Genomic DNA, 22,956 nt, shown 5'->3' on the forward strand with positions numbered 1-22,956 from the left:
AGTACGGAAGTAATCTGTGAGACCTTTACATCGTCAGTAAAGATTCATATAGTAGTCTGATTTAGTTGAGTCTCTTGGAAATGGGAACCGCAGAAGGTGGTTCCCATTTACCCCTAACCCTGAAACCCTATGACTGAAAAAGCCATCAATACCATTTCAAAATTTGTAAGCAAGGTTTCTGATAATTTTGAGGTAATTATTCTTGTGGCCGTTATACTTTTTATTCTGCTCTAGCTCCATAAGCCGCAATATCCCAACCCCACTATTGCACACCTGTCTGATTACCTTCCTCCCGCGCACACCCCCTTTTAATTATCACTCCTCTCTTTTTTAGAAAGAATCATTTTATGGGGTTACAATTTAGATTGCATAGAACTAAACTTCTATCATAAACCGCGTTTTACAACACCTTATAAGAGCCATTGATGAAGATACAAATGGTAGCCAGGCATAATTGGTGTCATAAGGAAGTAACCCTGTCATTTTAATTAGTGGTCCGGGAAAAAAATTACATACCATAGCAACAAAAAAGGCCGGTAAATTACCGGCCTTTTCGCAATATCTATGAATAGGAATTACCCTTTCAGCACTTTGGCCATGGTTTCACCAATATCTGCAGGAGATTTTACTACATGGATTCCACATTCGGCCATAATTCTCATCTTGGCTTCAGCAGTATCTTCAGCACCTCCAATAATGGCACCGGCATGGCCCATTCTTCTACCCGGAGGAGCTGTTTGGCCGGCAATAAAGCCAACTACAGGCTTTTTATTTCCGGTAGACTTAATGTACTCTGCAGCCTGGGCTTCGTAGTTTCCACCAATTTCACCAATCATAACAATGGCATCGGTTTCATCATCTTCCATCAACAGCTGCACCGCATTTTTAGTTGGTGTGCCAATAATTGGGTCGCCACCAATACCAATGGCAGTAGAAATTCCCAAACCGGCTTTAGCCAATTGATCAGCAGCCTCATAGGTTAGGGTTCCTGACTTGGAAACCAACCCTACTCTACCCTTCTTAAACACAAAACCGGGCATAATTCCGACTTTGGCTTCTTCCGGAGTAATGACTCCCGGGCAGTTAGGACCAATAAGAGTAACATCTTTTCCTTTAAGGTATTCTTTGGCCACAACCATATCTTTTACAGGAATACCCTCAGTAATAGCAATGATTACCTTAATGCCGGCATCGGCTGCTTCCATAATGGCATCGGCCGCAAATGCCGGTGGAACAAAAATGATCGAAACATCCGCTCCTGTTTCTTTCACGGCATCGGCTACGGTATTAAAAACAGGTCTGTCTAAGTGCGATTGGCCACCTTTTCCTGGTGTTACACCACCAACCACATTCGTTCCATATTCTATCATTTGACCTGCGTGGAATGTACCTTCAGAACCGGTAAATCCCTGCACAATCACTTTTGAATCCTTATTCACTAAAACGCTCATTGCTATGGGTTTAAATTTGTGGCAAAAATAGAACATAATATCGCACGACCAAAGGGAATATTGAGTATCGAACAGTGTTCCATCAGCTCAATTGGCCGTTTGTCTGGTACATTAGATCATTAACAGATTTTAACCGAAAATTTTTATTCTTATTGAAACCATTTGAGCCTACAGAGCGTCTAATAGACAGAAGTTAATTCTGAAAGAAAGGAGCTCAATAAAGCTCATCAGAATTTAATTCCAGGAGAAGACGTTTAAAACATAGTTAGTTAGTTTTTAGTATTTTAAGGTTGAAGATGAGAAAAGCCCCAAATGGGGCTTTTTTCGTTGATGGGCCTAACCCCGACTAAACAAACAGGCCTTCACTCCATCAAATTTTTATACTATTTTCGGTCTTCACGAAAAGCACAATCACCTTGAAAGAACCACAGTTTTTTGGAGCAAAACTGTTTGGCCTGATTGCCGGGCCGCTCTTGTTTTTCCTTATCCAGTTTATTCAACCTGGCGATGCCCTGAGTGCCGAAGCATGGAAAGTGATCGGTATAGCCCTTTGGATGATTATATGGTGGATTACCGAAACCGCTCCTATACCGGTAACAGCTTTGTTACCTATTATTCTTTTTCCATTGACCGGGGTGTTTACGGTAGATGAAGCCACTGCTCCCTATGCCAACAAAATCATCTTTCTATTTATGGGAGGCTTTATGCTTGGTTTGGGTATGGAAAGGCACAATCTGCACAAGCGAATTGCACTAACCCTTATAAAGAAAACCGGCACTAACCCCAATGGCATCATTTTAGGCTTTATGCTTACTACAGCTTTTATATCTATGTGGATTAGCAACACAGCCACCACCGTTATGATGCTCCCCATAGCCCTATCTATCACCCAGTTGTTAGACATTGATGAAAGCGCAACCAAAGGCAAAAGGCGTTTTGCTCTGGGGCTAATGCTAGGAATTGCCTATGCAGCCAATGTGGGTGGAACTGCAACTATTATTGGAACTCCGCCCAATGTGGCCTGGGTAGGCTTTATGAACGACATGATCGGTTATGAGATAACCTTCGCGCGCTATCTTATGATTGGCCTCCCCATTTGTTGTCTAATGCTGACCATCAGCTATTTGGTTATTACCAAAGTAATGTACCCCAGTGGTCTCAAATCATTGTCCGAATCGGCCGAAGTAATTGATGAACAATTAAAAAGCCTTGGTAAAATTTCGAAACCCGAGAAATATGTAGCGGCCATATTTGTGCTTACAGCCCTTACATGGATTTTGAGAGGAAGCATTAACAACTGGTTAAACACCGATCTACTAAACGACTCGGTGATAGCGGTAACAGGTGGTACTCTTATGTTCATTACTCCCATAAAGCTTAAGGAAAACAAGTTCCTGCTCGAATGGGAATATACCCGTAAACTACCCTGGGGCATACTCTTGCTTTTTGGAGGCGGGCTCACACTGGCCAAAGCCATGGAGAAATCGGCCATAGTAGAGTTTGTGGGAGAGAGTATTGCCGGGGGAGGCGAATTAAATACCATTCTACTAATTGCCGGGCTAACGGCCTTCATGCTTTTTATGACCGAAATTATGAGCAATGTAGCTCTCACAGTCATCTTTGTTCCAGTGGTTATAGGCATATCGCAAACACTCGACATGAATCCGGTATATCTCACTCTACCGGTTACCCTTGCCGCCAGTTATGCCTTTATGATGCCTATCTCCACCCCCCCCAACGCAATTGTTTTTTCCAGCGGAATGATACGCATGAAAGAAATGATTAGGGCAGGTCTGGTGCTCAATCTTATAGCCATTGCCTTGCTTGTACTTCTTTCTCAAACACTCTTACCTCTGGTTTACTAAGATGAAAGAAGCAACCAAAATTTTCGATCGGCTAGTTCAGGAAAGAAGGTCGGTAAGAATCTATGATCAAGAAGCTCCATTCGATGATGAAGCTGTACAGAGAAGTATTGAAAGAGCTGTTCTAGCTCCAAATAGTAGCAACATGCAGCTTTGGGAGTTCTACAGGGTTAAATCAGATGAGGCCAAAAAACAGGTAGCCTGGATGTGTATGAACCAAAAAGCGGCCAAAACAGCCCGAGAATTGGTAGTGGTGGTAGCCCGCAGAGACCTTTGGCGAAAAAGGCAGAAAGTATTGGTTCAGGAAATGAAAAGAGTCTATCCCGATGCTAAGTCTAAGCAAGCACAGCGGGCTATGAACTACTACAGGAACCTCATACCCAAGTATTATTGGAGCGACTGGTTCGACCTTTGGGGCTTTCTTAAAAAGTGCATTTACTTTTTTGTTGGCCTCAAGCGCCCAATGGTGCGCCATGGCAATCGAACGGATATCCGAATTTCTGTTCATAAAAGCGCTGCACTTGCAGCTCAAAACTTTATGATGAGCATGAAGGCCGAAGGTTATGATACTTGCCCGATGGAAGGAATGGACTCCCTCAGAATCAAACGCTTCCTAAGACTTCCCCGAAAGGCTGAGATCGTAATGGTTATTGGTTGCGGGCCTTCGGCAGAAGGAGGCATTTATTCTGAAAGGTTCAGAATTCCGAACGAAGAAGTCATTTTCCGGGTATAGATAGTCCTACCTTTGGGTTTAAAGCTACCCTATATCTTTTGTTATCGGAAAATATACCTCATCTTCAGAGGTAGTAGGCATTTTAGATACTGAACTATTTCACCATATTTAAATAACCAATTATTGTATTATGAATTCAAGACGCACAGTTTCCCTACTGGTCATTTTTTGTTTACTAAGCACTACCTCATGTATGGAAATGCTCGAAAGAGTCTTTTTCCGATCCAATGGAGGTGGCACATACACCTTTGCCATCAATATGTCCGGAATGAAGTCTTTGCTTGCCGGCTATGGTGAAGAGCTGGATATGAAAGACCTGATGAATGAAATAAAAATGGGGGACTCCACCTTAACCCGAAAAATAGGAGGTATAGAAGGTATTAGTAACATTAAAGCCAACTTCGACACCACCAATTTTACTATTGAAATGTCGTTTGAATTTGCTAACCTCGAAGCACTTAACCAAGGCATCAGTGCCTATTATCACGATGAATCATCTCCATTGGACATAGAGCAATACACACTTTATGAACAGAAAGGGGGCGAAATAATTCGTACCAACCAGAATGTAATGTTAGATCAAATCATGAAATCCATTAAAGAAGAGGCTGGTGGTTCTGAAGAACTAGACATGGAATTTGTAGAAATGTTTCTGTCCGATATGAAGTATACCCAAGAGATCTCTTTCGAAAACGAAATCAAAAAATTTTCTAACGATGAGTATACGCGCACAAACAGTAACACCATTACTTGGACCAAATACCTCTTTAATAAACTCGATGTTAAATCGAATATTGGGGTAAAAGTGAAAACAAAATAGAGATACACATTTAAACCCTCCCCTTAATTCAAGGGGAGGTGGTTGAAGACCGGAGAGATCACTTCTTCTTCATACTCATATCAGAATCACGTTTGGCTTTGAACTCAGAACCCTCATTCCATTGCGGCCAGTAGGTTTCATTGGCCAATCTGTAGCCTACGTTAAAGAGTAACTTGGCATCTTGAACGATACCTTTCAAGTCCCATTCCTCCGGCTCATAGTTATCTTGAGGCTGATGATATTTTACTGCGAGATACTCCTTGGTTTTCTCTTCAATATACTCCACACCTTTCTCCTTAGACTCATAAGAACCAGAAGCATACAATGCAGGAATACCCACTTTAGCAAAGTTGAAATGATCTGATCTAAAGAAATATCCCTTTCCCGGGTCTGGATCAGGAATAACGTATCTCCCTTGTTTCTCAGCAGCCGTTGTCGCATAATCATCTAGCTCCGACTGGCCATAACCTGTAATGGTCAGATCTTTCATTTCGCCATAAGCCGGCAGGCCATCAATGTTGATATTCGCTACGGTTTGGTTAGGAGGGAAAATCGGGTTTTGAGCGTAGTATGCCGAACCAAGAAGTCCCTGTTCTTCGGCCGTCACGAAAAGGAAGACCACAGATCTTTCCGGCTTTTTCTCCAGCCCGGCAAAGGCTTCGGCAATAGCCAATAGGCCAGTGGTACCGGAAGCATTGTCATGAGCCCCATTGTAAATGGAATCGCCATCGATTGGTTCGCCCACACCCAGATGATCCCAATGCGCTGAATAGATAATGTATTCGTCTGGTCTTACAGAGCCTTTTACGATACCCACTACATTTCTCGACATATCACGCTTTACTTCGTTAGTCACACTAACTGTAGCAGTTAAGCCCATAGGAATAGGTTTGAAATCTTTGGTTTTGGCTATCTCAGAATAGTCTTTAATTCCGGCAGCTTTGAACAATTCAACAGCAGTGTTTCTGGTAATCCAACCTTGAATTGGGCATTTGTAGCCAGCATTCGGATCGTCAAGATTTAGTTTGGAACCTGTCCACGAGCTTTGAACTACCAACCAAGGGTAACCAGCCGGAACAGTTTCATGAACTATCAATACACCGGCAGCGCCTTGTCTGGCAGCCTCTTCATACTTATAAGTCCATCGACCATAGTAGGTCATTTCTTCTCCTTTGAAAAAAGTGGGATCACCAGAACTAAAACCCGGATCGTTCACCAAAACCACCACAGTTTTGCCCTTTACATCCAGCCCTTCATAGTCATTCCATCCATATTCGGGAGCTACAATGCCATAACCGGCATATACCAACTCAGAGTCATCAATACCCACAACCTCGTCCGTTCTCTCGGTATAAACCACCACATCTTTCATGGTTTCGAAGGTCATGATTTGCCCCTTGCCTTTGACCACCATGGTTGGTGATTGCGTTCCGGTAATTTCTACCAAAGGCACATCCTGAAAGTAAGAGTCGCCATTACCGGGAGCCACACCCATAGCCTTTAATTCGGACTCCAGATAATGAATGGTTTTCTCCTCCCCTTCCGTAAAAGGCTTTCTACCCATAAAATCATCAGAAGCCAATACCTGCAAATGCCTGTCGATAGATAGCGTGTCCATTTCAACATCGAGCTCTGCGGTTTCAGTGGATGAACCTCCACAGGAATAAATCAAGGCCAGAACAGCCAGAAGCGATATATTTTTGAATAGTCTCATAAGTCTGCTTTGTGCTTTGAAGTTATGGAAAATTAGTTCTCAATTAAAACTCCTATCTACAGTAGATAAGAACCAACCAAGGCCTGATTTAATAGAATAGTATAGACTCCGCATACTTAGCGAATTCTTCGAGTATCTCAACTTCCAAGAACAGGAATAATCTGATAATCATCAAAAAGGAAATCAACCGGTTAAGGGTTATCTTAAATGGATAAGAATTAAATCGGAGACACCCCACTCGGAAGGAAATATTGATGCTCTTTCCCCGATTTATCAATGTAAAAGAAAACCCCTGTTACTGAAGGATGACCAATTGTGATGAAGTACCATTGTTCACTTTGAAATTCTAATGGGCAAACTTCATGACTTTCCGATAAAGGTCTCCATGGAGAGTTGTATGTTGAATCTGTGGTGTATCTGGACAGTCCCCTATGGACAAACTCAGTTTCTACAAATTCTTCTGTCCACGAATACTTACCCTTTTTACCGAAAAAAATTTTATCTGGAGGATTAGGTGGTTTGTTTTCAGGATGCTGGATATGGCAAGAAGCTCTATAAATCACAGTATATTTTGTGGGATAATTTTCTATGCCAATTGAGTCTACTTCAATTTTTTCAATGGTGATACCATTAATGAAGTCTCTATTTGTTGAAATATACTCTTTGTTAATTTTCACCTTCGGGGGTGCAAAGGCATTGAAAAAATAATAAAGACCATATGCACCACAGCCAATAATCACTATCAGTGTTGTAAAAGATATCAAAATGATTTTAGCTGTTTTAGTCATTACAATATTGAATATATAGAGCTCAACCGAGATTATCTCGAACTTCTAGCGTCCATCCTCCGACTCCCGACTTCAATACCCATACTTCTCCTTCCACATAGCTTTCAAGCGTTTACGCATTTCATCTTCGCGTGCATTACTTCCCGGATCGTAAAGTTTAGTGCCTTTTATTTCCTGAGGCAGAAACTCTTGCTGCACAAAGTTTCCCGGATAATCATGGCTGTACTTATAGCCCTGACCGTAACCCTCTTCCTTCATCAGTTTGGTTGGGGCATTGCGAATAGGCATTGGAATGGACAAATCACCGGTTTTTCGAACTAAATCTTGCGCCTTATTGATCGCCATATAAGCCGCATTGCTTTTAGGCGATGAGGCCAAATAAGTCACAGCCTGAGAGAGTATAATCCGACCTTCAGGGTAGCCAATCATATTCACGGCCTGAAAAGCATTGGTAGCAATAACCAAGGCCGTGGGATTAGCATTGCCTATATCTTCTGAAGCCAGAATCACCAGCCTTCGGGCAATGAATTTGATATCCTCACCACCTTCAATCATTCGGGCCAAATAATACACTGCAGCATTAGGGTCGCTTCCACGAATGGATTTAATAAAAGCTGAGATCACATCGTAATGCATATCTCCGGCTTTATCGTAAGTCGCTACTCGTTGCTGGGCAATGTCTTTGACCAACTCATCAGTGACCACGGCCGGATCGTCTTCAATATTCTGAACTACCAGATCTAGCAGATTGAGCAATTTGCGAGCATCTCCACCTGAAATATTAAACAGTGCCTGCGCTTCTTTCAGCTCTACTTGTCGCTTGCTAAGTATGGTATCTTTCTTTAAAGCCTGCTCTATCAAACGGAACAAGTCTTCTTTAGAAAGTGCCTTGAGCGTATACACCTGGCTTCTCGATAGCAAAGCGGAATTCACTTCAAATGACGGGTTTTCGGTAGTGGCACCAATCAGCGTAATATCTCCCTTTTCAACAGCCCCAAGCAAAGCATCTTGCTGCGACTTGTTGAAACGGTGAATCTCATCGATAAAAAGAATAGTATTCGACTGAAACTTGGCCTTTTGTATTACCTCTCTTACTTCTTTCACTCCCGAACTAATAGCACTCAGGGTAAAAAACGGAGCCTTCACCGAGTTGGCAATGATATTAGCAATGGTGGTTTTACCCACACCCGGAGGTCCCCAAAGAATCATAGATGGGATTCTGCCTGCGTTAATAGCTCTTCGCAAAACTCCCTCCTTTCCTACCAGATGCTCCTGTCCAATCAGGTCATCAAGCGTCTGAGGCCTCACTCTTTCGGCAAGCGGTTTTCGGGTAAAATCCATGCGGCTAATTTAAGTTCTCTAAGCTAGAAGGAAACCTTCGTGCCTGAAAATCGACAGAATTATTTCTAAGCTCGAAACTGCCATCAAGTCGTACGACCGCTTGTAGCGGTCGGACGACTAAGCAACATTCCGGTAACTAAGTCACGGACAGAAAGGACTTTGACCCCAACCCTTCCCGAGGCTTCGGAAGGGTAAGGCGATGAAGCTTTTCGACCTGATAAAGCCAAAGTTTCCTTTAGGGGATTTAGGGGTACTATTTCAATCCAATCGTTGGTAGAGAAAAGTAAATTTTCAGGAACATGATCACTGTTTATTCGGTTCAAGATTGTAATAGTTGTTACTTCTTCAAAGTATGCGTGCTATACCTTTGAAGAAGCTTTTCCACCCCTAATACAACCATTATGGATGTAGAAATCTTAGCCCGAATCCAGTTTGCCTTCACTGTGGCCTTTCACTACATCTATCCACCCTTGAGCATTGGCCTCGGACTGGTCATGGTCTTTATGGAAGGGCAATACCTTCGAACCAAAGACAAGACTTATGAGGTACTCACTAAATTCTGGACAAAGATTTTCGCTCTGACTTTTGGCATTGGCGTAGCCACCGGAATTGTAATGGAATTTGAGTTCGGCACCAATTGGGCCACTTATTCGCGGTTTGTAGGCGATATTTTCGGGAGTGCTTTGGCGGCCGAGGGAATCTTTGCTTTTGCTCTCGAAAGCGGTTTCTTAGGCGTTTTACTCTTTGGTTGGAACAAGGTAAGCCCTCGGGTACATTTTATCTCCACCGTAGGAGTATGGCTGGGCAGTATGTTTTCGGCCATCTGGATTGTAGTGGCCAACAGTTGGCAACAAACACCGGCAGGTTATCATGTAGTAGGAGAAGGAATCAATGCCCGGGCGGAGGTCACCGATTTCTGGGCGATGGTTTTCAATCCCTCGAGCGTTGAAAGAATTCTCCATGTATGGATTGGTGCTTTTCTGGCCGGAGCATTCCTCATCATCTCCGTTCATGCCTATTATCTACTCAAAGGAAGGCATGTAGAGCTTTCTAAAAAAGCCATCAAAATGGCACTTGGCGTTGCTTTGATTTCTTCTTTAGCTCAACTCGTTACTGGTCACGCTTCTGCTGAAGTGGTTGCCGAACATCAGCCAGCCAAACTAGCGGCCATGGAGGGGCACTTTGAAGAAAACGCCCCCGCTGACCTTTACCTGTTCGGCTGGGTAGACAAAGAATCGAAAGAAGTAACAGGCTTAGCCATTCCGGGCGGGACTAGCTTTTTGACACATCAGGATTTTAATGCACCCATACGTGGTTTGGACAGCTTCCCTCAAGATGAAATTCCTACGCAAATCAACGCTGTATTTCAGTTTTATCACATCATGATTGCCATAGGAATGGGCTTAATCGGTCTAACTATTCTGGCCACATTCTATTGGTGGAAGGGCAATTTATTTGATCAAAAATGGCTTTTAAAAATATTGGTGATTTCGGTACTGCTTCCGCAAATAGCCAATCAGGTGGGTTGGTTTACAGCAGAAATGGGCAGACAACCTTGGGTGGTTTATGGGCTTTTGAAAACTTCGGATGCTTTGTCTGAAGTAGTCACGGCAAATCAGGTATTGTTCTCCCTTATCCTATTCTTTATGATTTACGCTTTGCTTTTCACCTTATTCATTTATCTATTGAATAAAAAGATTAAGCACGGCCCTGATGAATCGCCATTGATGGATCAAAGGCCAAGACAAAGAGATGTAAGCAACGCATTTAGCAACTAATATGGGAACGTTCATAGGCATAGAATACTCAACCTGGTGGTTTTTTGTGGTAGGAGCCCTGTTCTCTGGTTATGCCATTTTGGATGGCTTCGATCTGGGTGCTGGCGCATGGCATTTATTCTTTAAAAAGGAAGAAAGCAGGAGAATCGCCTTGAATGCAATAGGCCCGGTTTGGGATGGAAATGAGGTTTGGTTGGTGATTGGGGGCGGTGCACTCTTTGCCGGTTTCCCTGTGGTATATGCCAATATGTTCTCGGCCATGTATATTCCCTTTATGCTGTTTTTGGCCGCCCTGATCTTTCGCGCGGTGGCTATAGAGTTTAGATCCAAAGAAGAAATGGCGTGGTGGCGAACCATGTGGGACGTGAGCTACAGTGTGAGCAGTATTTTACTAGCCTTGCTCTTGGGCATTGTTTTAGGGAACATCCTCATTGGAATTCCACTAGATGAAAACAAGCAATTCACAGGTCATTGGCTCAGCTTCCTGAACCCTTATGCGATTATGGTTGGGGTCACCACACTAGCTGCATTTATGATGCATGGCGCTATTTATCTCGGCATGAAAACCAAAGGAAAGCTTTATGCTCAGATCTATCAGTTTCTGAAAAGAGCCATCATCTTTTTTATTGTCAGTTTTGCGCTGGTAACGGTTTACACCCTCATCTACATTCCACACCTAACCGACAAAATCAGTAGAAACCAGTGGATGTTTATTATTCCGGTAATTGCCTTTTTGGCTATCGCGAATATTCCGAGACTTGCCACCAAGAAAAAATTTCTTCAGGCATTTCTATTTTCTTCACTCACATTGGCCATGCTTCTGGTTATTGTAGCGTTAGAGCTTTACCCAACCATCATTTACAATACTGCCGACCCAGCACATCACATTACAGTTGCCAATGCAGCATCTTCATCAAAATCCCTAAAGATCATGCTGATCATGGCCGCTATCGGTATTCCGCTGATTGCCACCTACACCTACTTTGTCTACAAAACCTTCTGGGGAAAAGTGGAATTGGATGAGCATAGCTATTAGTTTGAAGACGGAAGACAGAGGTCGGAAGACGGAAGTCGTTGATCGATTAATCGGAAACCAGAAAACAGGTTTGAAATTCAACCCTTGTTAGTCAATTTAAATGATATCCTCCTCCGCCCTTTGGGCACCTCCTCCAGAGGAGGACATCAGTGCCATATTCAGACTGCCACAAGTTCATTTATCTCTATCTGGCTTCTGACCTCTGAAGTCTGACATCAAATCTCTGAAGTCTCAATCAACTTTAAACCTAAAACATTCAACCTTGAACAAGTAAATTCCACTCCCGAGCAATTTCTTCCGCTCCCTTAAAAGCTCCGGTTCTAGCCATGGCCACAGCGTACTTTTGATCATCACAAAAACTCAAAATGTTATGAAAAAAGTAGTTGTACGATTGATAGCAATAATCGCGTTTGTAGTTGGCTTGCAGGTTCAGGCCTCTACCCCCTCTAAACTTAATGCTAGAGTCATTGGTGAAGGTCAGCCCATGATTATGATTCCTGGACTCACCTGCGATGGAGCTGTTTGGGATTCAACCATAGAAGCTCTGGGTGACAAATATCAGTACCACGTACTCACGCTTCCTGGTTTTGCAGGTCAGGCTCCATTGGCAGATGTGGAAGCCGGTTTCTTCAGTCAAATCAAGTCATTGGTATACCAGTATATAGAAGACAACAAGATTGAAAAGCCGATCATTGTTGGCCATAGCTTAGGCGGCTTCCTGGCGCTTCAAATAGGTATAGAAAAGCCTGAACTGGCAGAAAAGCTGGTGGTAGTGGACGCACTACCGTTTATGACGGCCATTCAGATGCCCACCGCAACAGAAGAGAGTGCCAAGCCATTTGCTCAGAATATGAAAACTCAAATGAAAGCCGCTGCCAGCCAGACCGATGAACAAAAAAGAACCTTTCAGCAGATGCAATTGCAAAGCCTCATCCGCAACAAAAAGTACATTGAAACCGCCACCAACTGGGGTGTCTCCAGCGATATGAACACCGTTGCCCAAGCCATGTACGAGATGTACACCACTGATATTCGTGCCGATTTGGCCAAAATTAAAGTACCCACTTTAGTATTGGGCGCATGGGCTGCCTATGAGTCTTATGGTTCGACCAAAGAGAGTGTTATGAACATGTATAAAGCTCAATATGCCAAGCACCCAAATCTGAAACTAGATATTTCCGAAGGTGGCTACCACTTCATTATGTGGGACGATCCCGAGTTCTTTCTCAACTGGCTCAACAAATTCTTGTAACAGAAAAGAGGGGTAGTGTCTGCGAAGATTCACTACCCCTATCTTGAGGGTAAAACATAAAAATTGCATAACAAATACAACAGTCCCTTTCTGAAGATTTAGGAGAGAAAAGATTTATTTCAAACTTTACCCAATTGAAAAGTCATTTTTTAAGATGAACAAGCGTGTAGTCTATTGGATTTGCCAGGTTGGAGGCTGGGGGCTTTATACCCTCTTCCTCATTGGCATGATTGCCCTGTTTGGGGGAGAAAATTCCATTACTCGTTCTACGCTCATTTTACAGTCCATTATCTATGTGTCGTTAATTTTATTTTCACACCTCTTCCGTCTTCACATCCAAAGAAAAAACTGGTTAGACCTAAGCATTGGCAAGCTCATACCAAGGGCCATTCTTGGCACCTTTATTACTGCCACACTAGCTCAAATTTTCATCCACATAATCATATACCTATTAGTACCACTTTCAGGAATATCCGGTTTTAGTTGGGGAGGTTTTGTGGGGTATGTCTTCAACATTTTTCTAGTTCTTATTCTTTGGGCCGCTATCTATTTCATCATAAAATTCATCGAAAAGAACCGTAACTCTGAGCTGGAAAAACTAGAACTAAAATCGGCCTTGCAAGAAGCTGAGCTAATGATTTTGAAGAACCAGGTAAACCCCCACTTTCTCTTCAATGCCCTCAACAACATTCGGTCACTCATCTTGGTAGAACCTGAAAAGGCCCGCAAAATGGTAACTCATATATCCGATCTGCTGAGATACTCCATTCAGTTCAATGCCTCAGAAAAGGTTGGGCTTAAAGCCGAAATCGAGATAGTGAAAGACTATCTGCAATTGGAATCCATACAATTTCAGGAGAGGTTGCGCTATACTTTTACTATCGACCCGGAAACAGAAAACGTTCAAATCCCTCCTATGGCCATTCAGTTATTGGTTGAAAATGCCATCAAGCACGGACTTTCAACCCAAAAAGGAGGAGGAGAAATACACATAAAGACTAATATTGAACAGAACCACCTGCTTATAGAAGTAACTAACAGTGGCCAACTAAAACCAATACAAAAAAGAGAAGGCGTTGGGCTGAAAAACCTGGTTGAACGCATGAAGATTCTCTTCGGACACTTTGCTGAATTCAGGCTTGAAAATAGCAGCAAGGAAACCGTCACGGCCACCTTAAAGATTCCACTAAAATGAAGGCACTTATAGTAGACGACTCTCAACTGGCCCGACAGGAACTAAAACACCTGCTCAAACACTTTAGCCACGTTCATATTATAGGCGAAGCAGAAAATGCTGAACAAGCATTAACCCTTATAGAGGAAAAACAGCCTCAACTGCTATTTCTGGATATTCAAATGCCCGATAAAGACGGCTTTGAACTGCTGGAAGAACTAATCGATGTGCCAGAAGTAATTTTCACCACGGCATTCGATCAGTATGCCATGCAAGCCTTTGATCATAATGCGCTCGATTACCTTCAAAAACCCATCAAAGAAGAACGGCTGAGTTTAGCACTCGAAAGAGCTTCTGAGAAAATTCGTCTGCGAGAAGAAAAAGAAAGCAAGGTCAAGCTTTTGGGACTTTCCAGCCAGGTGTTTGTAAAAGATGGCGAGCAATGCTGGTTCGTGTCTCTTGCCTATGTGCGCATGATGGAAATTATGGGAAGCTACACCCGAATCTTCTTCAACAACCAACAACCCATGATCCCCCGTTCGCTCAACTACATGGAGTCCCGGCTCGATCCGGAAGTATTCTTCAGAGCCAACCGCCAACAGATTATCAACCTCAAATATATCGACCGAATTGAACCGTGGTTCAGCGGAACATTAAAACTATACCTGAAAGGTGGTGAAGAAGTAGAAGTGAGCCGCAGACAGAGCATTCGCTTTAGGGAAATTATGAGCTTTTAATAGCAATATGCCCAACAAAAGTTCATGAATGAATTATAAGTTTGCTTTTGCCTTCCATAGAAAACCAAGTAATTTTCGGCCATGAACAAGGTGGAGATTAAGGCAAGGCTAGAAGATTCTTACGATCATTTTCTAAAGTTCATCGGTGGTCTTTCGAAAGACGAATTTGAATATGCCCCGGAGAGAAAGTGGAATGCCGGACAACAGGCCGATCACCTTATAAAAAGTACACGCCCGCTAGAGAAGGCCCTGGGCTACCCCAAATTTCTCATCAAGTTTAAATTCGGTCTTGCCAACCGCCCCTCTAGAACTTATCCCGAGTTGGTAGAGCGATACAAACAAAAGCTTACCACGCTGGAGGGAGATCCTCCCGGAAACTTTGTACCCAAACGGGTACCTTTTTCAGACCTAAACAAAGTCACAAAAACACAAAAAGAGATTGTTTCCGGCATACAGGAAAAACTCTCCAAATGGTCCGAGGATCAACTAGATCAATACATCTTTCCTCACCCTTTACTCGGCAAAGTTACCGTACGCGAAATGCTCTATTTCACCATCTACCATGCCGAACACCACCAGAATGTGGTGAAGATCTATTTGAAGGGAATCTGACCCTCTCCGAGCCCCCCTATTTCAGAGGTAGAATTAGCCTCGTTTATAAGGATCAACTTTGGAGAGTAGAAACTAATTCCCCTCCTGTCGCCAGTTATGGTGTCCCCACCATGACACAGCAAAAGCACCAGATTAGATTCCTATTATGGGCTAGAAGCAAGTAGTTATTTGAAGCGAATCAATCCTAAAACACCCGGCAATCGGTGAGGACACCGATTGTGGCGACCAGGCACTATTCTGACTTAGACATTTTTTCGCCAGTCATGGCTCCCCTTCCTGTCGCCAGTCATGGTGTCCTCACCATGACACCACAAAAGCACCAGATTAGATTCTTGTTATGGGCTAGAAGTCGGTAATTATTTGAAACAAAGGTTAAACACTTATGTAGCGGATACGGATTCAAACACGTGGTGAGGACACCACCTGTGGCAGATAAGGGCATATGGTCAACTTATCTGATGGGTAAAAATCTCAACATCTGCTATCGCCAGTCATGGTGTTCCCACCATGACACAGCAAAAGCACCAGATTAGATTCCTATTGTGGGCTAGAAGCAAGTAGTTATTTGAAGCGAATCAATCCTAAAACACCCGGCAATCGGTGAGGGCACCAATTGTGGCGACTAGGCACTATTCTGACCCATACATTTTTTCCGCCAGTCATGGTGTCCCCACCATGACACCACAAAAGCACCAGATTAGATTCTTGTTATGGGCTAGAAGTCGGTAATTATTTGAAGCAAAGGTTAAACACTTATGTAGCGGATACGGATTCAAACACGTGGTGAGGACACCACCTGTGGCAGATAAGGGCATATGGTCAACTTATCTGATGTGTAAAAATCTCAATATCTGCTATCGCCAGTCATGGTGTCCCCACCATGACACAGCAAAAACACCAGATTAGATTCCTATTATGGGCTAAGAGCCATACAAAAACGATCCTAAAACACCCGGCAATCGGTGAGGACACCGATTGTGGCAGCCATGTGTTATTCTCACTTAGACATTTTTTATATGGAAAGAGGACCTAGAGATGATTTAAGACACTTTTCCTAAATTCCGCTATGAAACGCGTAATTACTTTTATCCTGACTATCTTTTCCTTCGCAATGATGAAAGCTCAGGAACAAAATCCTCCTGTAAAAGTGGCTGTTATCGGGCTCACTCACACCCATGTGCATTGGATTCTTGGCAGGGAAGACCGTGGCGATATAGAAATAATCGGCATTGTAGAACCAAACACCGACCTGGCTGAGAGATACACCAAACAACACGGCTTTTCTATGGATATAGTATACCCGACCATGGAGGCTTTGATGCAAGAGGTTCAACCCGAAGCAGTAACCGCTTTTGGTACTATTTACGATCACCTGGAAGTAGTCGAATTCTTCGCCCCGAAAGGCATTCATGTGATGGTAGAAAAGCCACTGGCTGTTTCTCTAGCTCATGCTAAGAAAATGCAGGCTCTAGCGAAAAAGCACAACATCCATTTGCTGACTAATTATGAAACCACCTGGTACGGCAGCAACTTGAAGGCTTATGAAATGGTGCATCAAGACAATATGATAGGCGATATCCGCAAGATTGTGGTACATGACGGACACCCTGGACCAAAGGAGATTGGAGTGAATGTAGAGTTTTTAGAATGGCTCATCGATCCTAAGTATAATGGTGCAGGTGCCCTAACAGACTTTGGCTGTTAGGGAGCCAATCTGGCCACATGGCTGATGAAGGGAGAAAAGCCCCAATCCGTTTTCGCCATGACTGCTACCAATAAGCCAGATATCTATCCTAAAGTGGATGACGAGGCTACTATTATTTTACAATACCCCAAAACACAGGTGATCATTCAGGCCTCATGGAACTGGCCCGTTTCCCGCAAGGACATAGAAGTTTATGGTGTCAGCGGACAGATTTTTGCGGACAATAGCAGCACCATCCGCTATCGCTTGGGAGACAATGCCCAGGAACAGAAACTAACCGACCTGAAAAAGGAAAGCCCGAATGATGATCCATTCACACTTCTAGCAGCAGTTGTCCGTGGACAAATTACACCACAAGATGCCGACCTCTCTGCTCTTCAGAATAATATGGTGGTAATGGAAATTCTTGATGCTGCTATGAAAAGTGCTAAGAGTGGGAAGGTCATAAAGCTAAAGTAAATTGGATCCACTACTGAAAATATTATTTGTTGCCACCATTAGCCTTATAGCCATCTCTATTAATCTGTTAATTTTCAGAATCACCAGGGTGAAACAAAAGCTTAGAGCACCAATAATAGCCGTAGTAGTAGCCTTGCTGTACCTACTATTCATTTGGCCAACACTAAAACCTCAAACCCAGAAAATCTTCATTAAAAATTATACTCTGAAAAATAGTTCACTGGAAGTTTCAATCTGTTTGAATAAAGACCTTCTATATGAAGGTTCAATTAATCAGCAATTAATAACCCATCGCTGGTCTAAAAAACTTGAACTAAAAGGAAGCTTTGAGGAAGGGGACTTGCTTATAGTGACAGCTCCTTCTTTGAAGTTGGCAGATTCGATCTCATTAGATATATCAAAAACCTACATCACTATTACTCTGTCTGATATTGAGGGATTACACATAGAATCTTCAAGTATGAAACCTCCTTGGACAACTGGACCTGATTTTGAAGTAATCGAAATATCTAAATAGTCTTCTCAAGCACAAGCTGAAACAAGCCCACCCGTATTAGGAGGGCCGCTCGTTATAGTAAAGACTGGGAGACGGGCGTAGGAGGGTTCTTCTGATCAGATTAATCGGTGAGGACACCGATTGTGGCGACCAGGCACTATTCTGACTTTGACATTTTTTCGCCAGTCATGGCTCCCCTACTGTCGCCAGTCATGGTGTCCCCACCATGACACAGCAAAAGCACCAGACTCAATTCTTGCTATAGGCTAGAGGCCTGTAATTATTTGAAGCAAAAGTTAAACACTTATGTAGTGATACGGATTCAAACACGTGGTGAGGACACCACCTGTGGCAATGACGACCCCTGGCTCCTCCTTATCAAGGAGGGGAATCAGCGCCAGCAACAGTTTTCACCAATATTGATTATCATTTGCATAGTTCCCCAGCCTTCAATCCTCCACTGGAGGAGGTGCCCAAAGGGCGGAGGAGGAACTTATAAAACAAAACTCATCAGCCCTATTGGATGGCCCAGTTTCTCAGACTATCGAAGTCTTCAGGGGCAACTGGTATTACTCGAATATCTTGCGTTGTATCTCCGTAAGTCATTACCAAAGTAACTTTCCAATGCGGTTCATATTGATAGTTATATTTCCTTTCAAGAATGTAGCCGGTATCAATATAATTGACTCTGTATCGGTCAACTTCGTAAATCAACTTATTATCGAACCTTCTAATTTCCTTCTCATAATGCCCTAAGGTTACGCTTACCTCATAAAGAGGATTCAAGACTTGAGTTGTCCAATAATGATCTTGTAGATGCCTTCTCCCAAAAAAAGGCCCTGGCTTTTGTGAAGTTGATTTCGTAATCCAATCACCTGGTAATTTCTCGAGTCCAACAGCTTCTCTAAAATCATTATACTTTATACCATATGGCTCAATTTCTGATTGATTTTGATAGAAGATGATAGTATCACCGAAAAGTATATTGTCTCGGTAGATTCTATACGCATATAATATAATCACCAATAAGGCTCCAATATAAAGAACCCTCTTCTTGATCACTGAACTAGGAATTTAATACAAACCGGGGTAGGTACTTCTTCGATATAACCCGTATCAATAAGCTCACCGGTTTCCTGATTGATTTCATAGGTCACAATGGTGTTGGTATCCTGATTGGCCACAAGCATAAACTTACCTGATGGATCAATCTCAAAGTCCCTTGGTGTTTTTCCTTGCGATGGATAAGCACCGATTTTTATCAGCTCACCATTACCACCTATTTTGAAGGCAAGAATTTCATTAATCTCACCTCTATTGGAAGCGTAAAGAAACTGTCCATTCGGATGAATCTTAATGGCTGCTCCTGAAGGCTCTCTTTTATCGTCATGTTCTTGCAGGGCAATCATCTGCACCTTTTGCTCCAGACGGAGGCTATCAGAGAAAGTGGCTACTTCAATCGTTCCAATGAGTTCATTCAACACGTAGACAATATCTTTTTCAGGATGAAAAACAATGTGTCTGGGCCCTGCCATTCTTGGTGGGTTAATAAAGTCTCTCAAATAATTGAGGGTTCTGCTGAGTGTATCCAACTCATAGGCGTAAATTTTATCGGCACCAAGATCTACGGCAGCCACCAAACCGCTCTTCGGATGCTGAATAATTTGGTGAGCGTGCGGAGCCTCTTGTCTGGGGTGTTCAGAGCCACCCTCATGTTTTTTGTACGAAGTATATGTCCCAAGCATTCCACCTTCTTCAATGGGCAACAAAACCACACTACCTCCAACATAGTTGGCTACCATAACAAACTTCCCCGTATTGTCTATGCTCAAATGACAAGGATATTGCCCCATACTCGAAGTCTCATTAACATAAGACAGCGTATAGCTTTCATGGTCATAAGAAAAAGCAGTGACAGCAGCAAAGCTATCTTCTCCCCCGTCAAATTCATTTACCGCATATACATAGTTTCCACTAGGATGTACGGCCAAATAAGACGGGCTAATCACCCGTTCACTCGTACTTTTATAGGCAATAGCACCCGTCTTTTTATTCATGCTATACACATACACTCCTTCACCCTGACCATCTACATGGCCCTCTTTCTTGGTATAGGTACCTACAAATAATATGGCTTCGTCAGTTTCTGGTTTTGCCACTTGCTGTTCGGTTTTCTTTGATCCACAAGCTGTAATAAGAGCCAGTAGAGCAAGGAGGATTATCTTCTTCATTTATAGTTTTTTCAGCACCTCAATTGTTTTGGTGAGGTGATCATCGGTAAAATCGTAATGTGTCACAAAACGAATAAGCTGGGGGCCAAAGCCAAAAGCCAGAATTCCATTTTCTGCCAGCTTATTTAAAAAAGTACTATTGGTATACTTATCCGTTAGTTTAAAAATTAAAATATTGGTTTCGCAAGGCAGTACTTCCTCCACATAATTCAGCCCTCGCAGCACCTTGGCCATTTCTTTGGCTTTGTTATGGTCTTCCACCAATCGCTCTATATGATGCTCCAGTGCATACAAACCAGCTGCGGCAATATATCCGGCCTGCCGCCAGGCTCCACCCATTACTTTTCGAATTCTTCTGGCCCGCTTAATATCGTCATGCCCACCAATGAGTAATGACCCAACCGGAGCCCCAAGCCCCTTGCTCAGGCATATGGAAATGGTATCGAACACCTCTCCATATTCCTTTGCATTTTGTCCTTTGGCCACCAGTGCATTGAAGAGGCGTGCCCCATCCAGGTGTAAAGCAAGTCCATGCTCATGGCATGTCTCTCGAATGGCCCAAATCTCGTCCATATCGTAGCAGCTTCCACCTCCCTTGTTCATCGTATTTTCCAACGAAACCAATCTGGAAACCGGAGAGTGGATATCATCTGGCTGAATAGCAGCCTCTACATCTTTAGCCGTAATTAAGCCACGATCGCCCTCCAGCAACCGAACGGAAGCCCCGGCATTGGCCATAATACCACCTGACTCATACAAATAGATGTGTGAATATTTATGACAGATCACCTCGTCCTGAATTTGGCAGTGCAATCGGATACCTATTTGATTGGTCATGGTACCGGAAGCACAATACAGGGCAGCATCTCTACCAAACATTCGGGCAGCTTTCTCCTCCAAGGCCGCCACAGTCGGGTCTTCTCCAAACATATCATCGCCCACCTTAGCCGACATCATCGCTTCATGCATGGCCGGTGTGGGCCGGGTTAGCGTATCACTCCTTAAATCAATATCCATAGAAAAATTTTGCTTTTGTACTGGTCTCCGGCACAGCCAACTCAATAGCTTTAGCCGCCTCCAGAGGACGGTCTGTAGCCAGAATATCTGCACCACGTTGAATATAGCCTAAATATGTAGAATCTCCTTGTGCTATGGCCTTCCTATCCAGGTTTCCTAATACTCCCAATATGCAGGTAATCCCTTTGCGATGTAAAAAATCGAACCATTCCGGTGATGGTTCTGACACCCCCACAAAAGCAACCATTTGTTCATCAGGAATACCAGCAGCCCTATGAGCCTCATAGGCCTCCTGAGAGCCCAGACTTACGGAGAGTTTGAGCGAAGGATCCAGCGAATATACCAGGGCTGCATCGCGAGCCCCATAGGTTATAATAATTGAGTAGTCCTGTGCTTCCATCTCTTGCACAGCCTCTACTACTCGCTCAAAAGGTACACCTCGTTTTACATCCAGAGTTAATACAGCCTTACCTCTTGCCCATTGCAATACGTCATTCAAGGTTGGCACCTTACAGGCCGTAATTTGCCCCTCATTGTCTACCAAATTCAACGATTGTACATACTCATAGTCTACTTCCAATACTCTGCCACTCCCGTTGGTAGTTCGGTCTAGCGTATTGTCATGCATCATTATGAGCACTGAATCTTTGGTCATAGCAATATCACATTCTATAACCGTAGGAATTTGAGAGGCTATGTATTCGAACGTCTCTATGGCATTTTCCGGGTAGCCGGGATATGGCCCACCCCTGTGAGCGCTCACCAACGGAATCCGATCTTCCGACCATTGGATAAGCTCAGTCAATTGGCCTTTGGGAATGACTATCCCTTTGGTTTCTGAAGCCGTTGAACTATCCTGTTTGGGCGAAGAGCAAGCGTATAGAAAGCAGAAGAGAATAAGAATCTGGGGGAAGGATTTTCGCAGAAACATCTTTTTTACCCGAAAGTACATGGAGAAGAAACAAAGCACAAGAGAAAAAGTGAAGTCATTTCCGAGGCAGCAAACCTTATGTCTACTGCCTCGGTAATCCTCTCCGTTTCAACCTAAACATATGAAGAGATTATGGTGCAAGCACCTTAAATGACCGGACCGTCTGTCACTCAATGGGTGTGTAATCTCCTAACTTGCTCCGCAATTGAAGCAGTTCGTTCTTTATGGCATTGTGCATGCCTTTGGGCACTTCTTTTAAGAACCCGTTGAAGTGATTATCCAGTTTAATAATCATTTCATTCTTACTTCTCCTCCCTCTTTCGGTAAGCTGTACATGAAAAGATCTCCCATCTTCCTCATTATCGACCCGGGTTACCCAGCCGTTTTTTTCCATACGCACCAACATGCGCGATATGGATGGAAGATCCTGGAGCGTAACCCGGCTAATCTCGGTAGGGGTCACGCTTCCATGGTTCCATAAAATAATCAACACCTGCCACTGCTCGGGCGTTACCGAATACGCCTTCAACGCTCTGATCAGCTCCCTATGAAAGAGCAAATACGCGCGATATAGATTGTAGCCGAGATTGTTATTGAGGTGAAAGAGAGCCTTACCGAAATCCATAGTGGTTGTAAGTCAGACCAAACTTATACAAAAATACTTGTCTGCACAAGTATTTTTGTATATAAATTCTTTTTTAGCCGGAACAAAAGGGCTATGTAAACCTAGCGAATGGCACTATGGCCATGCATTTACCAATTTTACTAAGCGATATCATGCCGGTCGGCTGACCAACATTTGAAACTTCGGTGCAGGGT

Annotated in this window: 21 protein-coding genes; 12 read left to right on the top strand and 9 right to left on the bottom strand. The window is 43.3% G+C overall.

All coding sequences use genetic code 11. The features are described 5' to 3' along the window. Window positions 1–575: 575 nt before the first annotated feature. Complete coding sequence (sucD, locus tag IE164_RS00745; RefSeq protein WP_189628272.1) at window positions 576–1,451, bottom strand: succinate--CoA ligase subunit alpha; 876 nt, start codon at window positions 1,449–1,451, stop codon at window positions 576–578. A 416-nt stretch (window positions 1,452–1,867) separates the two neighbouring features. On the opposite strand from sucD, the gene IE164_RS00750 reads away from it, so the two are divergent. From IE164_RS00750 to IE164_RS00760, 3 genes are all read left to right on the top strand, one after another. After that, window positions 1,868–3,316 (top strand): SLC13 family permease, encoded by a 1,449-nt coding sequence (locus tag IE164_RS00750; protein WP_189628273.1) that lies wholly within the window; start codon window positions 1,868–1,870, stop codon window positions 3,314–3,316. Window position 3,317: 1 nt separating this feature from the next. Then, window positions 3,318–4,046, top strand: coding sequence for a nitroreductase family protein (locus tag IE164_RS00755; protein WP_189628274.1), 729 nt, complete (start codon window positions 3,318–3,320; stop codon window positions 4,044–4,046). 130 nt (window positions 4,047–4,176) lie between these two features. Next, entirely contained in the window at window positions 4,177–4,866 is a 690-nt protein-coding gene (locus IE164_RS00760; RefSeq protein WP_189628275.1) for a hypothetical protein, read from the top strand. 58 nt (window positions 4,867–4,924) lie between these two features. On the opposite strand, the gene IE164_RS00765 is transcribed toward IE164_RS00760, so the two are convergent. The 3 genes from IE164_RS00765 to IE164_RS00775 form a co-directional block, all read right to left on the bottom strand. Continuing rightward, a complete protein-coding gene (locus IE164_RS00765; RefSeq protein ID WP_189628276.1) occupies window positions 4,925–6,580 on the bottom strand; it encodes a M28 family metallopeptidase in 1,656 nt (551 codons plus the stop codon). 218 nt (window positions 6,581–6,798) lie between these two features. After that, window positions 6,799–7,368, bottom strand: a complete 570-nt coding sequence (locus tag IE164_RS00770) for a hypothetical protein (protein ID WP_189628277.1) — start codon at window positions 7,366–7,368, stop codon at window positions 6,799–6,801. A gap of 72 nt (window positions 7,369–7,440) precedes the next feature. Continuing rightward, on the bottom strand, window positions 7,441–8,709 hold the full coding sequence (locus tag IE164_RS00775) for a replication-associated recombination protein A (protein ID WP_189628278.1): 1,269 nt from the start codon (window positions 8,707–8,709) through the stop codon (window positions 7,441–7,443). Between the two features lie 401 nt (window positions 8,710–9,110). Between IE164_RS00775 and IE164_RS00780 the strand changes: the two genes are divergently transcribed. The 9 genes from IE164_RS00780 (at window position 9,111) to IE164_RS00815 (ending at window position 17,979) form a co-directional block, all read left to right on the top strand. Beyond that, window positions 9,111–10,487, top strand: coding sequence for a cytochrome ubiquinol oxidase subunit I (locus IE164_RS00780; protein WP_189628279.1), 1,377 nt, complete (start codon window positions 9,111–9,113; stop codon window positions 10,485–10,487). Window position 10,488: 1 nt separating this feature from the next. After that, window positions 10,489–11,523 (top strand): cytochrome d ubiquinol oxidase subunit II, encoded by a 1,035-nt coding sequence (gene cydB, locus IE164_RS00785; RefSeq protein WP_189628280.1) that lies wholly within the window; start codon window positions 10,489–10,491, stop codon window positions 11,521–11,523. Between the two features lie 370 nt (window positions 11,524–11,893). Next, window positions 11,894–12,775, top strand: a complete 882-nt coding sequence (locus IE164_RS00790) for an alpha/beta fold hydrolase (protein WP_189628281.1) — start codon at window positions 11,894–11,896, stop codon at window positions 12,773–12,775. A 154-nt stretch (window positions 12,776–12,929) separates the two neighbouring features. After that, complete coding sequence (locus IE164_RS00795) at window positions 12,930–13,970, top strand: sensor histidine kinase (protein WP_189628282.1); 1,041 nt, start codon at window positions 12,930–12,932, stop codon at window positions 13,968–13,970. Next, a complete protein-coding gene (locus tag IE164_RS00800; RefSeq protein WP_189628283.1) occupies window positions 13,967–14,686 on the top strand; it encodes a LytR/AlgR family response regulator transcription factor in 720 nt (239 codons plus the stop codon). Before IE164_RS00795 ends, IE164_RS00800 begins: the two co-directional genes overlap by 4 nt. Window positions 14,687–14,767: 81 nt before the next feature. Continuing rightward, entirely contained in the window at window positions 14,768–15,298 is a 531-nt protein-coding gene (locus IE164_RS00805) for a DinB family protein (protein WP_189628284.1), read from the top strand. A gap of 1,066 nt (window positions 15,299–16,364) precedes the next feature. Next, window positions 16,365–17,003, top strand: coding sequence for a Gfo/Idh/MocA family protein (locus tag IE164_RS18585; protein ID WP_308440949.1), 639 nt, complete (start codon window positions 16,365–16,367; stop codon window positions 17,001–17,003). A gap of 9 nt (window positions 17,004–17,012) precedes the next feature. Next, a complete protein-coding gene (locus tag IE164_RS18590; RefSeq protein ID WP_373298960.1) occupies window positions 17,013–17,462 on the top strand; it encodes a Gfo/Idh/MocA family protein in 450 nt (149 codons plus the stop codon). A gap of 1 nt (window position 17,463) precedes the next feature. Beyond that, on the top strand, window positions 17,464–17,979 hold the full coding sequence (locus IE164_RS00815) for a hypothetical protein (protein ID WP_189628285.1): 516 nt from the start codon (window positions 17,464–17,466) through the stop codon (window positions 17,977–17,979). Between the two features lie 495 nt (window positions 17,980–18,474). Here the strand turns inward: IE164_RS00815 and IE164_RS00820 are convergent, their stop codons facing one another. The 5 genes from IE164_RS00820 to IE164_RS00840 all read right to left on the bottom strand — a co-directional run bounded on the left by IE164_RS00820 (window position 18,475) and on the right by IE164_RS00840 (window position 22,762). Further along, window positions 18,475–18,744 carry a hypothetical protein gene (locus tag IE164_RS00820; RefSeq protein WP_189628286.1) on the bottom strand — a complete coding sequence of 90 codons (270 nt, stop codon included), beginning with the start codon at window positions 18,742–18,744 and terminating at the stop codon, window positions 18,475–18,477. A 272-nt stretch (window positions 18,745–19,016) separates the two neighbouring features. Continuing rightward, window positions 19,017–20,189 (bottom strand): lactonase family protein, encoded by a 1,173-nt coding sequence (locus IE164_RS00825; protein WP_189628287.1) that lies wholly within the window; start codon window positions 20,187–20,189, stop codon window positions 19,017–19,019. Further along, window positions 20,190–21,206: a threonine aldolase family protein gene (locus IE164_RS00830; RefSeq protein WP_189628288.1), complete on the bottom strand. Its 1,017-nt coding sequence runs from the start codon at window positions 21,204–21,206 to the stop codon at window positions 20,190–20,192. It abuts the gene before it with no gap. Beyond that, window positions 21,196–22,137 carry a glycerophosphodiester phosphodiesterase family protein gene (locus tag IE164_RS00835; protein WP_189628289.1) on the bottom strand — a complete coding sequence of 314 codons (942 nt, stop codon included), beginning with the start codon at window positions 22,135–22,137 and terminating at the stop codon, window positions 21,196–21,198. The genes IE164_RS00830 and IE164_RS00835 overlap by 11 nt, the downstream gene beginning before the upstream one ends. A gap of 166 nt (window positions 22,138–22,303) precedes the next feature. Further along, entirely contained in the window at window positions 22,304–22,762 is a 459-nt protein-coding gene (locus IE164_RS00840; protein ID WP_189628290.1) for a MarR family winged helix-turn-helix transcriptional regulator, read from the bottom strand. Window positions 22,763–22,956: the final 194 nt, after the last annotated feature.

The organism is Roseivirga thermotolerans (assembly GCF_014653175.1).
Taxonomy (GTDB): Bacteria; Bacteroidota; Bacteroidia; order Cytophagales; family Cyclobacteriaceae; genus Roseivirga; species Roseivirga thermotolerans.